Origin of the sequence: Candidatus Sulfotelmatobacter sp. (assembly GCA_035498555.1) — a bacterium.
GTDB lineage: Bacteria > Eisenbacteria > RBG-16-71-46 > RBG-16-71-46 > RBG-16-71-46 > DATKAB01.
On sequence record DATKAB010000103.1, the window covers coordinates 1 to 12,478 of the forward strand.

At 67.0% G+C, this 12,478-nt stretch carries 11 protein-coding genes; 9 read left to right on the plus strand and 2 right to left on the minus strand.

Annotation, left to right across the window (positions count from 1 at the left end; translation table 11 throughout):
* The 7 genes from VMJ70_09345 to VMJ70_09375 all read left to right on the plus strand — a co-directional run.
* On the plus strand, positions 1 to 428 hold a 428-nt coding region (locus VMJ70_09345; GenBank protein HTO91323.1), incomplete at its 5' end, for an ATP-binding protein.
* Positions 428 to 712 (plus strand): STAS domain-containing protein, encoded by a 285-nt coding sequence (locus VMJ70_09350; GenBank protein ID HTO91324.1) that lies wholly within the window; start codon positions 428 to 430, stop codon positions 710 to 712. The genes VMJ70_09345 and VMJ70_09350, both read left to right, overlap by 1 nt.
* A 50-nt stretch (positions 713 to 762) precedes the next feature.
* A complete protein-coding gene (locus tag VMJ70_09355) occupies positions 763 to 1,308 on the plus strand; it encodes a sigma-70 family RNA polymerase sigma factor (protein ID HTO91325.1) in 546 nt (181 codons plus the stop codon).
* On the plus strand, positions 1,305 to 2,075 hold the full coding sequence (locus tag VMJ70_09360) for a hypothetical protein (GenBank protein ID HTO91326.1): 771 nt from the start codon (positions 1,305 to 1,307) through the stop codon (positions 2,073 to 2,075). Before VMJ70_09355 ends, VMJ70_09360 begins: the two co-directional genes overlap by 4 nt.
* Positions 2,076 to 2,185: 110 nt before the next feature.
* On the plus strand, positions 2,186 to 3,094 hold the full coding sequence (locus tag VMJ70_09365; protein HTO91327.1) for a hypothetical protein: 909 nt from the start codon (positions 2,186 to 2,188) through the stop codon (positions 3,092 to 3,094).
* 96 nt (positions 3,095 to 3,190) lie between these two features.
* On the plus strand, positions 3,191 to 6,181 hold the full coding sequence (locus VMJ70_09370) for a hypothetical protein (GenBank protein ID HTO91328.1): 2,991 nt from the start codon (positions 3,191 to 3,193) through the stop codon (positions 6,179 to 6,181).
* Positions 6,178 to 7,185 carry a PrsW family glutamic-type intramembrane protease gene (locus VMJ70_09375; protein ID HTO91329.1) on the plus strand — a complete coding sequence of 336 codons (1,008 nt, stop codon included), beginning with the start codon at positions 6,178 to 6,180 and terminating at the stop codon, positions 7,183 to 7,185. The genes VMJ70_09370 and VMJ70_09375 overlap by 4 nt, the downstream gene beginning before the upstream one ends.
* Here the strand turns inward: VMJ70_09375 and VMJ70_09380 are convergent.
* A complete protein-coding gene (locus VMJ70_09380) occupies positions 7,175 to 7,864 on the minus strand; it encodes a DUF4386 domain-containing protein (GenBank protein ID HTO91330.1) in 690 nt (229 codons plus the stop codon). The two genes, VMJ70_09375 and VMJ70_09380, sit on opposite strands and share 11 nt — an antisense overlap.
* Positions 7,865 to 7,966: 102 nt before the next feature.
* On the opposite strand from VMJ70_09380, the gene VMJ70_09385 reads away from it, so the two are divergent.
* Positions 7,967 to 10,399, plus strand: a complete 2,433-nt coding sequence (locus tag VMJ70_09385; GenBank protein ID HTO91331.1) for a T9SS type A sorting domain-containing protein — start codon at positions 7,967 to 7,969, stop codon at positions 10,397 to 10,399.
* An 8-nt stretch (positions 10,400 to 10,407) separates the two neighbouring features.
* Here the strand turns inward: VMJ70_09385 and VMJ70_09390 are convergent, their stop codons facing one another.
* Entirely contained in the window at positions 10,408 to 11,907 is a 1,500-nt protein-coding gene (locus VMJ70_09390; protein HTO91332.1) for a M20/M25/M40 family metallo-hydrolase, read from the minus strand.
* 350 nt (positions 11,908 to 12,257) lie between these two features.
* Between VMJ70_09390 and VMJ70_09395 the strand changes: the two genes are divergently transcribed.
* Positions 12,258 to 12,478: hypothetical protein (locus VMJ70_09395; protein ID HTO91333.1), on the plus strand; the 221-nt coding region annotated here is incomplete at its 3' end.

Below are 12,478 nucleotides of genomic sequence, written 5' to 3' on the forward strand. Positions count from 1 at the left end.
CACCTCGGCCCTATCCTCCGCTCATGCTGGAGCAGGACTTCCCCCGCGACTTCGGCTCCCTCGAGCCGATCTTCGGGTTCGTCCGCAGCTTCCTCGCCGCCCGCGGCATCGACGATCGCCATGCCTGGGACCTCGATCTGATCGTCGAGGAGCTTTTCACCAACATGGTAAAGTACGCCCCCGGTCGCCATCCCATCCGGGTCGGACTGGATTGGGAGCGACCCGTTCTGACGGTTCAGCTCCGCGACTTCGGCGTTCCGGCTTTCGACCCTACCCGAGCCCCGAAACCCGACGTCGAGGCCCCGGTCTCCGAGCGGCGTGCCGGGGGGCTGGGGATCCATTTGGTGCGCAGCATCGCCGACGCGCTCGAGTACCAGCACCGGGACGGCGACAGCGTCGTCACGGTAAGGAAGAGGCTCGACCCCTGATGTTCGAGATCCAAGTCGTGGAGCAGGGCCTCGTGCGGCTGACCGGCCGGCTGGACGCCTCTCAATCCGATCACGCTCAGAGTGTCTTGGCGGAATTGCACCATTCCCTGACGCTCGACTGCGCCCAGCTCGACTACATCTCCAGCGCCGGCATCGGCGTGCTGATGGAGACCTACAAGCGGCTCACGGCCCGTGGCCAGACGGTCCGGCTGGTCAACCTGCTGCCGCGAGTCCGTAACGTGTTCGCCTACGCTGGGCTCGATCGTATTTTCACGATTGAATAGCAGCGCCAAACGGGCGCGGGCATCAACCTTAGGCCGCGGGCGGTGTCCTTATGACCGAGTTGGACGAGATCGCCCTCGTAACCCGGGCACTGAACGGGGACGAGGAAGCATTCGGAGATCTCGTGGATGCGTACGGTCGGGTGATCTACAACCTCGCCCTGCGAATGGTTGGCGATCCCGAGGATGCCCGGGATCTCTCCCAGATCGCGTTCGTCAAGGCGTGGGAGAAGCTCTCGACCTTCGATCGCCAGCATCGGTTCTTCAGCTGGCTCTACCGGATCGCGCTCAATGAATGCCTCAACTTCCGCAAACGACGCCGAGTGCACGAACCCCTGGACGTGGCGATGCCCTCTCATCAGGCCGGTCCCGAAGCAAGCTACGAGCGCTCGGAAGAGTCCGAGCGGGTTCAGGTCGCGATGATGCGTCTGCGCGCTGAAGATCGCGAGGTTCTCGTGCTCCGGCACTTTCTGCGGCTCTCGCACAGGGAGATGAGCGAGATGATGCACGTGCCCGAGAAGACCGTGAAGTCGCGCCTGCACACCGCCCGAGTCCGACTCGAGGGGCAGCTGCGCGCTCAGGGAGTCGAAGCCCCATGATTCCGACCGAGTACGAGCGCCTGCTCCAGGAGGCACTGGACGGCGAAGCCACCGCCGCCGAACGCGAGCGGCTCGCGGCCTGGCTCGCCACTCATCCTGAGGGGCGCGCGCGCCGCGCCGAGCTCCAGGCGCTGTTCGATTCGCTGGGCCGCACACCGCCGGCCGAGACCCCGAGCGACCTCCGCGGAGCGGTGCTGGCCGAGATTCGCGCCCGGCGAACCCAGGCGCAGCCCTCGCCGCGCCCGGCCGGCCGATCGCCGATCGGCCGCCGCCCGCTGTTCGCGGTGCTGACACCGTTCGCCATGGGGTTGCTGGCCGGTGTCCTCGGTTTCGCCGCCTTCACCGGTCGCTTCGGCCGGACCCCCTCGCCCTCGACCGACGTGAGCGGGTCGATGGCGCCCCTGGAGCAGACCCGGGGCGACGCCCTGACCCTGAACCAGGGCACGGCGCGGCTCGAGGCCTTCCTGACCGAGGGCGAGGGGACTCGGCGTCTGGGCCTGCGGCTGACCCCCGAGGCGAGCGTGGTGGTCGAGATCACCTACGACCCGGCCGTGACCAGCGTGGTGGCGCTGCGTTCTCCCGAGGGCGCAGACGCCAGCGTCCAGCTGTCACCCGGATTGGTGCGCTTCAATCCCGGCACGGGAGGGCGCTTCGAGTTGGAGCTTAAGGCCACGGGGAGCGCTCGGGCGCCCCTGCAGCTGGCCCTGGTCTCCCCGGGCGGGCGCGCGCAGGGAACGCTGCCTCCGCCGACATCCCCCAGGAGGTAGGCCGCCAGCGCCGCCAACCTTTTCCGGAGTGACGTGTCCTTGTTCCTGAAGTTTCACAGGTCGCAGCGAGTGTTCGGACAGATACCCCAGGTTCTCAAAGGAGGCCGACCATGAAGAACAACCGCAATCTCATCATCATCGTCGCCATCGTGGCTCTGGGCGTCGCGTTTCTGGCGTTCAAGGCTCTCACCCCGCCGAAGACCGGCGTCGAGGCGACGATCGGAGGCGCGAATCGCTACGCCTCTCAGCAGATGAGCGGGAAGGACGTGACGCTCAAGGATCCGCAGGTGCAGGCGTTTCTGCAGAGCGACGTCTTTCATCAGATTCAGACCAATCCCGAGTACGCTCACATCATCGCCAGCGACGGGTTTGCCAAGCTCGCGGCCAGCGACAATTTCGCCAAGATCGTGAGCTCGGACGCGTTCCTGAAGCTTTCGGCCGGCGACAATCTGGCGAAGGTGGCGGCGAGCGATGGTTTCGCCAAGGTCGTGGGTGACGCGGGATTCGCACACCTGGCCTCGAACGACGCATTCGCGAAGCTGGTGAGCAACGACAACTTCGCCAGGCTCGCGGCGATGGACGGTTTCAAGCGGCTGATGGGCGCCGCCGACGCCGCCAAGATCACCAGCCCGGCCGACTATAACAAGCTGGTCATGGGCGCGGACAACGCGGCAATCCGCAACACCGCGGAGTGGAAGTCGATCGCGTCGACCGGCGATCTGTCGAAGTGCGTGATGACCGAAGGCTTTGCCCGCATCGCGAGCGGCGACGGCCTGGCCAAGCTCTGCGCGACGGATGGATTCGCCAGGCTGGTCAGCGACGACAACTTCGCCAAGCTGTGCTCGATGGACGGATTCGCGAAGATGGCCTCCACCGACGGACTCAAGGTGATGGCGGCGGATGGATTCTCGAAGATGGTCGCCGACGACAACTTCAAGCAGGTGATCGGCGACGCGGGATTCGCCAGGCTCGCGACCTCCGGCGATCTCTCCAAGGCAGTGCTGCCCTCGGGCGAGTAAGCCCAAACCAGGTTCCCCCTCCACCGGGAACTGCGAGGCGGGGAGGCTCCGCGCAAGGCGGAGTCTCCTCGTCGTTCGTTCCGGAGAGCCGCCCCAATGCGCCGCCTGCGAACACGTCCCATTCCACTCGGCTGGCTGCTGCCGCTCCTGCTGGGATCGCTTCTCCCCGGCTTCGCGTACGCCCGCAATCCCTACCAGTGCATCGAGACCCGGGATCTGCGCCTCATCTATCCGGGCTCCACGCTCGGGTTCATGGCGGACTACACCGCGCGCTGCTTCGAGAACTCGATGCGCTTCCATCGCCAGAATTTCGGCTACACGCCCGGCGAAAAGGTGACCGTGATGCTGGTGGACAACTCCGACTACGGCAACGCCGCCGTGGTCGGAAGCCCCCGGAACACCATGAGCATTCAGATCGAGCCGACCAACTTCGTCTACGAAACCGCGCCCTCGAACGAACGCATCAACTTCATCATGAACCACGAGCTGGCGCACATCGTGACGCTCGACCAGGCCGCCAGTGGCGACCGATTCTTCCGCAACCTGTTCTTCGGAAAGGTTCGCGAGTCGGCCGAGCACCCGGAGACCATCCTCTACGGCTTTCTCAGCATGCCGCGCCGCGCGGCACCGCGCTGGCATCGCGAAGGCACCGCGGTGTTCTTCGAGACTTGGATGTCGGGCGGGCTCGGCCGCGCGCAGGGCCCCTACGACGAGATGTTCTTCCGCGCGCTGGTGCGCGATCAGCGACACTTCTACGACCCGCTCGGTCTCGAAGCCCAGGGCGCGCGAACCGACTTCCAGGTGGGGGTGAACTCCTATCTGTACGGTACGCGGTTCATGACCTGGATGGCGGACCGATTCGGTCCGGACGCGTTCATGAGCTGGGTGTCGCGCCGCGAGGGCTCGAGCGCCTACTACGCCCGGCAGTTCCGCAAGGTCACCGGCCTCCCGCTGATCGAAGGATGGAGGCAATGGGAGGACGATGAGCGCAAGTTCCAGAGCGCCAATCTGGACTCGGTGCGGAAGTTTCCGACGACTTCATACCGAGATCTCTCGAAGCGCGCGCTCGGATCGGTGTCGCGCGCCTGCGCCGACACGGCCGCCCGCACGATCTACGCGGCGGTCTTCTACCCGGGCACCGTCGCGCACGTCGCGGCGATCCCGATGGACGGCGGGCCGATCCGCAAACTTCACGAGGTGAAGGGGCCGGCGCTCCATTTCGTCTGCTCGCTGGCCTGGGATCCCGAAGGCCGCACGCTCTTCTATTCCACCGACAACAACGACTGGCGGGATCTGTGCGAGCTGGATCCCAGGACCGGCCGCTCGAAGCGGCTGATGAAGGACGCGCGCCTCGGCGATCTCGCGTTCGATCGCCAGGATCGTTCGCTGTGGGCGGTCCGCCACTTCAACGGACTCTCCACCGTGGTCCGTATTCCGCCGCCTTATACCGACTACCACCGGATCGCGACCTTCCCCTACTCGGAAGACGTCTACGATCTCGACATCTCGCCCGACGGAACCCGGCTCTCGCTGTCGATGGCTTCGGCGAGCGGCCGGCAATCGCTTCGGGTCTACGACATCGCCACCCTCGCGCAGGGTGACACCACCGGTCGCACGATCTACGACTTCGGCAATTCCATCCCCACCAGCTTCGTGTTCTCCCCCGACGGTCGCTATCTGTTCGGCAGCTCGTACTACACCGGCGTCTCGAACATCTTCCGCTACGACCTCTCCGCCGATTCGATGGACGTGGTGACCAATGCGGAGATCGGCTTCTTCCGGCCGGTGCCGCTGCGCGGCGACTCGCTGGTGGTGTTCCGGTATTCGGGGGGAGGCTTCGTGCCGGCCATGATCGAGGCCCACCCGCTCACCGATGTCAGCGCCATCAACTTCTTCGGCGCCGGTGTGATCGCGCGCCACCCCCAGCTCGAGAGCTGGAAGATCCCGCCTCCCAGCTCGGTGCCGATCGACTCCCTGATCACGCATCGGGGCCCCTACCGCCCGCTCCGCAGCGTACGCATGGTGAGCCTGTATCCGGTGGTCGAGACCTACAAGGCCTACACCGGAGTCGGCCTGCAGGCGAAATTCGCCGACCCCGCGACCTTTCACGATCTGACGCTCACCGGCTCGTACACGCCTCAGACCGTGTTGCCCGCCGAGGAGGAATGGCACGGCAGGCTCGACTACAGGCGTTCGGCCTGGGAAGTGCGTCTGCTCTACAACCCGGCCTCGTTCTACGACCTGGTCGGGCCGACCAAGACCAGCCGCAAGGGCCAATCCGGGCAGATTTACTGGGACCATTCGCTGGTGCGCGACGATCCGCACACCCTCGATCTCCACGCCGGCGTCGAGGGCTGGACCGGGCTCGAGCGACTGCCGGACAACCAGAACGTCGCGACCTCGCCGGACTTTCAACGGCTGGTCGCGGGCACCATCGAGCTGCGCGAGAAGAACACGCGCTCGTCGATCGGCTCGGTGGATCCCGAAAAGGGCTGGCTCGGCCGGTTGACCGGAAACTTCAATCTGGTCCGCTTCGAACGGCCGGACCACTCGTGGTGGAAGGGATTCCCGATGATCGAGGCCACCGCCGACGCCGGAGTGCCGCTGCCGCTCCGCAACTCATCGATCTGGTTGCGCACCGCCGGTGGCATCTCGCCCGGCGATCGCCAGGAGCCGTTCGCCAATTTCTTCTTTGGAGCGTTTGGCAACAACATTCTGGACTGGCAGGAAGTGAAACGTTACCGCGTGAGCCAGAGCTTCCCGGGAATCCAGATCGACGAGGCGGCCGGCACCCACTACGCTCGCGCCATGCTGGATTGGAATCTGCCGCCGCTGCACTTCGAACGCCAGGGAGTGCCCGGCTTCTACGCCACCTGGCTGCGCACCTCACTGTTCGGCTCGGCGCTCTCGACGAATTTCGACGACCCGGCCCTCCGGCAGACGCTTGGCGATCTCGGGGCGCAGCTCGACCTCCGCATCACGCTGCTGTCGCAGCAGCCCTTCACGCTGTCGGTCGGCTACGCCCAGGCCTACCAGCGAGATCTTCCCATCCGGCACGAATGGATGGCGTCGCTCAAAGTCCTGTGATCCCGCTCGCCAGTCTGGCCGTCGGGCTGATCCCGGTGGTGCTGTTCCTGCTCGCGCTGCAACTCATGGACAGTTTCAAGCTGGTCCACGGGCGCGACGTGCTGATCTCGATCCTGGCCGGCGGGACCGTGGCCTTGATCGCCTACCCGATCAATCAATGGGCCGAGATCGGACTCCATCTCGAGCCCGCGCTGGTACGGCGCTACATCGCACCACTGGTCGAGGAGTCGCTCAAGGCGATGTTCGTGATCCACCTGATCCGCCGCGAGCGGATCGGCTTCATGGTGGACGCCGGCATCCATGGTTTCGCGGTCGGCACCGGCTTCGCGCTGCTCGAGAACGTCTACTACGCCTGGAAGCTCAGCACGTTCAGCCTGGCGGTGTGGGTGGTGCGCGGGCTCGGCACCGCGGTGCTGCACGGCTCGACCACGGCGGTGGTCGCGATCCTGGCGCGCGATCTGACCGAGCGGCACGGATCGACAAGGCTGCACTGGTTCCTGCCCGGGCTCGCGCTCGCGATCGGCGCCCATTCGCTCTACAACCACCTGCTGCTCAATCCCCTGCTCGCGACGGTGATGCTGCTGTTCGCCATGCCGTTGCTGGTGATCGTGGTGTTCTCGCTGAGCGAGCGCGCCACCCGCGACTGGCTCGGGCGAGGGCTCGACGGTGACGTCGAGCGGCTCGAGCAGCTCCTGAATGGCGAGGTGCTCGGATCCCCGGTCGGCGAATACATGGAATCCATCCGCCATCGCTTCTCGGGCACCGTGCTCGCCGACATGCTGTGCCTGCTCCGGATCCACCTCGAGCTTTCGATTCGCGCCAAGGGTCTCCTGATCGCGCGCTCGGTGGGCGTCGATTTGCCGCCGGATCCTGAAGTGCGCTCCCGCCTCGTCGAAATGGACTTTTTGCGCCGAAGCATCGGCCCGACCGGCTGGCTCGCGCTGAATCCGCTGCTGCGCACCAGCCCGCGCGAGCTGTGGCAGATCAACCTGCTCAAGGCGTGATCGGCTGGTCCTTCGCGCCCATGATCAGGAGCCAGAGCGGCGTGACCAGCTCGATCGCTCGCAACCGCGACGCGATCGCGCCGATGGCCTGCGCGTGTGAAGGCGACAGCAGGTACGCCAGGCTGTCGGCCAGATAGGCGCCCCCCGCCACGAACAGCGAGAGCCCGAGCCACCGGGGGAGGAAGCCCGCCCGGTAGACCAGCCAGCCGAGCGGGAAGAGCCACAGCCCCATGAAGATCTCGCTCACCTGCATGACGCTCGAGTAGGACCCCAACGCCAGCATCGCCAGCGCATCCCGCTGCGCCTCGCCAAGCGCACGCCCGGGGCCGGCGGCATCGAGAATCCTCAGGGCATCGAGATGGTGCGCCTCCGCGACGAAAGCAAGCGGAATCTGGACGACGAGCAGAATCACCATCAGGGCGGCCGCCATCGCACCGGAGCCCTTCAGCAGGCGATACAGGACCAGCGCCACCGGGATGAACAGGGCCTGGCCGACGAGATCCGCGACGATCCCGCTGCGGAAGAAGGCTTCGGAGGCGAGGAGACTGCGGCTGGTGGCCGCGGCGTCCCCGTGCACGATCAGCTTCGATGGCACGTACATCAGCCCGTAGAAGCCGGGAATCGAGACAAGCAGGTAAGGCAGCCCGGCGAGCCGGGCGAGAGATCGGGTCGAGCGCATGCCGGGATTCTACGCAGGCCCGGCCCGGTTTGTTCGCTCGGGCGCTCCCGGACGTAGCAGGGTCAGGCGCGGTCCAGCGCCGACGCGCACCCGGAAACGCTCATGCCCCGGTCATCGCTGTTCCACTCCGCCCACGCCAGCCTCTGGCGCGTGTCAATTTCGCGCCGGGCCCGCTCCGCGTCGTTCGCGGCTCTCCTGCTGCCCGTGTGGCTGGCCGGCGCCCGCGCCCAGTCGCTCGATCCCCGGCTGTGGGTCGCCGACAGCCTCGTCTACGGCGTCACCCGCATCGGCAACACGCTCTACATCGGCGGCAACTTTCATCAGCTGGCGCCGCCAACCGGATGCTTCGCGAGCTTCGACGCCACCACCGGCGCGGTGATCCTGCCCACGCTTCGCGTGGACGCTCCGGTCTATGCGATGGTGTCGGACGGCGCGGGCGGCTGGTTCATCGGCGGCGATTTCCTCTACGTCGGGGGCCAGCCCCGGCAGCGCCTTGCCCACGTGCTGGCCAACGGCTCGGTCTCGCCGTGGAATCCGGGCACCAACAGCACCGTGTACGCGTTGCTCCTGAACGGAAGCAATCTCTACGTCGGCGGGTTCCTCGACACGCTGGGCGGGCAGCCGCGGCAGAACCTCGGCATGGTCGACGCCAACACCGGCGTCACCGCCAGCTGGAATCCCGGCGCCACCAACAAGGTCGAGTGCTTCCTGCTGTCGGGCAGCACGCTCTACGTGGGCGGCTCGTTCACTCAGCTCGGCGGCGCCTCTCACAGTGGACTCGGAGCGGTCGACGCGAACACCGGAACCGTGACCGCCTGGAACCCGCCGTTGTTCGGCGAGGTGAAAACCATGGCGCTCGGCGCGAGCGCGCTCTACGCGGGCGGCGGCTTCGTCACCAACACCACGCCCATGCGCACCTATCTGGCCAGCTTCAACCTGACCAACGGCGGCGTCACGCCGTGGAATCCGGTGCTGAACGGCGCCGTGCGCTCGCTGGCGCTCGGGGCGTCGGCGGTCTACATCGCCGGCGACTTCACCAGCGTGTTCTCCACCGCGCGCACCGGCATCGCCGCGGTGGATCCGGTGCTCAACAGCCTGCTCGCGTGGAATCCGACTCCCGATCTGAAGCCTCAGACGCTGCTGCTCGCGGGGAGCACGGTCTACGTTTCGGGACCGTTCACCATCATCGGCGGGCAGTTCAATCAGCACCTGGCGGCGGTGGACGCGTCTTCCGGCGTCGCGAGCGGCTGGAATCCCTCTCCCAACGACGTCGCATTCGCGCTCGCGTGGTCGGGCGGCCGCGTGGTGGCGGGCGGCGCGTTCGGCCTCGCGGGCGGAGTGACTCGCAATTATCTCGCCGCACTCGATCTTTCCACCGGCGCGCCGACCAGTTGGGATCCGGAGCCGGACTATCCGGTCGGCGACCTGGCCAGCTCGGGCAACACCATCTTCGCCACCGGGGCCTTCACCCACGTCGGCGGTCAGGCACGGCTGCGGCTCGCCGCGCTCGATGGCACCAGCGGGCTTGCGCTTCCCTCCTGGAGCGCCGACGTGGACGGACCCATCATCCACATTCTCGCCGGCGACCCCTGGCTCTACCTGATCGGCAACTTCAACTACGTCGGCGGCGTACACCGCGTGCGCATCGCGCGCGTGAGCGAGGCGAGCGGGGCGGTGAGCGGTTGGAACCCGGGCGGTGGCGCGATCCCCAACGCCATGAGCCTCCACAACCTGCTCTATCTTTCGTACCCGGTGGGTTCGTTCCTGCTCTCGGGAGTGATTCAGGCCGTCGACACCACGCTCGGGAACGCGACCTCGTTCAACGCCACCACCAACTTCCCGGCCTATTCGGTGGCGGCGGGACCCTCCGCGGTCTACATCGGCGGCGCGTTCTCGTCGGTCAACGGGTCGCCTCACAGCTGTCTCGCCGCGCTCGATCCCACAACCGGCGCCACGCTGGGATTCACCGCCGACGCCAACAGCAACGTGAACGAACTGGTGCTGGATGGCAATACGCTCTACGCCGGCGGGCAGTACACGCAGATCGCCGGGCAGCTGATCGCGGGCCTGGTGGGACTCGACGCCAGCAGCGGCACGGTCACCTGGAACCCGCTGATGGAGGGCCGGCCGATCGCGATCCTGCGCTCGAGCGGTAGATTCGACGCCGGCGGCCAGTTCGGCGCGGCTGGCGGCTTCTCGGCGTTCAACCTAGCGGGCTTTCTCGACGCGGGTTCGGCGGGAGTGCCCGAGGCGCCACCGAGCCAGTCGCTCGCGCTGCGGGCGTGGCCGAACCCGGCGCACGGCGCGGCCCGGGTCGACTATTCGCTACCGGCGGCGGCGCACGTGAGGCTCGAGCTCTACGACGTCGCCGGGCGGCGCCTCGCCACGCTCGCCGACGGTCCACGCGCGGCCGGCGTCCACTCCGAGAACTGGGACGCCGCCAGCGCGCGCGGCGCGGGCGGCGCGGGTGTCTACTTCCTGCGACTCGAAGCAGCCGGGCAGTCGATCACCCGGCGCGTCGCGGTCATGCGCTGATTCGATCGCTATTTCGCCAGCTCGTAGAGGTACTGGACGAAGGACAGCACGGCGCCGTCGAATCCCTGCACCTTCGGGTTGGAGGATTCGATCACGTAGTACTCGTCGGGCGCGTGCGCGCCACTGCCGTGCCCGAGACCGAAATGCCCGGATGCCATCCTGAGCGGCTCGCCGGTGAATACGTAGCCGGGGTACGAGCCGGCGTTGCGCGGCCACAGCACCGGATCGATGCCGTTCTGCTTCAGCACCGCGATCTGCGCCTGAATGAGGCGCGATGAGGCCGCGGTGCTGGTGGGGTCGTAGCCCCCGGTGACGTTCACCTCGAGGTCGCCGAATCCGTGCGACCCCAGATGCTTCTTGAGCGCCGCCACCGCGTCGTCCTTCTTCATGTCGGGAACGAGGCGCATGTCGAGCTTCGCCGCCGCGCGGTGCGGCAGAATGGTCTTCCCGCCGGGGCCGGTGTAGCCGCCCACCAGCCCCTCGATGTTGACGCTCGGCTGCGATTCCAGCCGCTCGTTCGCCTGCTGCCAGGGCAGGTCGTCGATCCACCGGCTCACCGACAACGACTTCTTCGATTGCGCCTCGCTGCGGCGCTTCGAAGACTCGGCGATCATCGCGCGCTCTTCGTCCGAGAGCGGGCGCGGCTTGGGATAGCCGTCGATCAGAATCGTGTTGCCGTCTTCCGAGACCAGCGTGTTGAGCGCCTTGACGAGATGCCAGGCGGGACTGTCCACCATCGCCTTGAGCGACGAGTGAATGTCCTTCGACGGCCCCTTCCCCCACTTCTCGCCGCTCGACACCAGCTCGAGCTCGACGACGCCCTTGGCGCCGAGGCTCACGGTGACGACGCCATCCGGATCCTGCGATGCGGCGGGCATGAACACGCCGACGCACTTGCGCAGCGCCGCTTCGACCTCGGGGCGATGGACGATTTGCCCGATGTGCGGCGAGCCGATTTCTTCCTCGCCCTCGGCGACCAGCACCAGGTTGACGGGCAGCTTGCGCCCTGCGCCCCGCAGCGCGTGCAGCGCGGCGAGAAACGCGGCTTCGGGTCCCTTCTGGTTCACGGCGCCGCGACCGACGATCACCTTGCCGAATCCCGACTTGTCCACGAGGCGCGCTTCGAGCGGCGGCGACGTCCACTCGGCGGGATCGAACTGTTTGACGTCGTACATGAAGTAGAGACCGACGCTCTTCGCCGCCCCCGCATCGAGCGTGGCGAACACGCCGGGTTTGCCGTCGGTCGGGACGATCGTCACCCTCTGGAAGCCGGCGTCGCGCGCGAGCTGCGCCATGCGCTCGGCGCCGGCGGCCGAATTGAGGCTCTCGGCGGCGATCGAGGGCAGCGCGATCCACTCTTGAAGTCGCTTCACCGCCTCGTCGTGGCGTGCGGTGATCTGTTTGCGCACGTCGGCGAAATCGTCGGCGGCGCGGGCGGAGACCGGTGCGAAGACCGCGAACGCGGCGAAAACGGCGACGAGTCGGATGCGCGCTTCGGAGCGAGGCATGGAATTCTCCCGGGAAGAGGACGGCACGAGAATTCGAGAATGAGCCGCAGCGAATCTAATGCCAGCCCGGTTCCCCGCTCCAGTCACCTCCGGCAGCACCGAAAACTGCCTCCACCCGCCGACTTTTCGGTCATGCTCGGAAGATTGCGGATGGGAGGGGCAAGCCCTTCCGAGGAGGGAAGTTCGCCGCCTCGGCTGCCCCAGCGCGACTATCCCGTGAACTGGGAATGGGTTGCGCCTCGCCCACTGCAATCTTCGGAGCATGACCGTCGAGCCGCCCGACCCGCACGCCGATAACTCAGATAGCGGAGGCCTCTCCTTCAGGCGACCCCGCCACCACAGGAGCCGCGATGACCTACCCCGATTCACGGGCCGAAACGTCTGGCCGCCCCCTCATCCTTCGGCTGATCAGCGCCCTGCTGGCGCTGCTGGCGGCGCCCTCCGCGTGCCGGGATCTCTACGGACTGATCCGCGGTGGCTTCGATCCACTGCTCGCGGTCTTCGGCTCGTGCACGGCGTTGTTCATCGCGCTATGCGTGTGGTTCGCGATGCGCGGGAACCGAGCGGCGAG

What these genes read in the sequence shown, in the direction of transcription:
- VMJ70_09350 (HTO91324.1), top strand. Translation starts at nt 428, where the DNA reads ATGTTCGAGATCCAAGTCGTGGAGCAGGGCCTCGTGCGGCTGACCGGC.
- VMJ70_09355 (HTO91325.1), top strand. Translation starts at nt 763, where the DNA reads ATGACCGAGTTGGACGAGATCGCCCTCGTAACCCGGGCACTGAACGGG.
- VMJ70_09360 (HTO91326.1), top strand. Translation starts at nt 1,305, where the DNA reads ATGATTCCGACCGAGTACGAGCGCCTGCTCCAGGAGGCACTGGACGGC.
- VMJ70_09365 (HTO91327.1), top strand. Translation starts at nt 2,186, where the DNA reads ATGAAGAACAACCGCAATCTCATCATCATCGTCGCCATCGTGGCTCTG.
- VMJ70_09370 (HTO91328.1), top strand. Translation starts at nt 3,191, where the DNA reads ATGCGCCGCCTGCGAACACGTCCCATTCCACTCGGCTGGCTGCTGCCG.
- VMJ70_09380 (HTO91330.1), bottom strand. Translation starts at nt 7,864, where the DNA reads ATGCGCTCGACCCGATCTCTCGCCCGGCTCGCCGGGCTGCCTTACCTG.
- VMJ70_09385 (HTO91331.1), top strand. Translation starts at nt 7,967, where the DNA reads ATGCCCCGGTCATCGCTGTTCCACTCCGCCCACGCCAGCCTCTGGCGC.
- VMJ70_09390 (HTO91332.1), bottom strand. Translation starts at nt 11,907, where the DNA reads ATGCCTCGCTCCGAAGCGCGCATCCGACTCGTCGCCGTTTTCGCCGCG.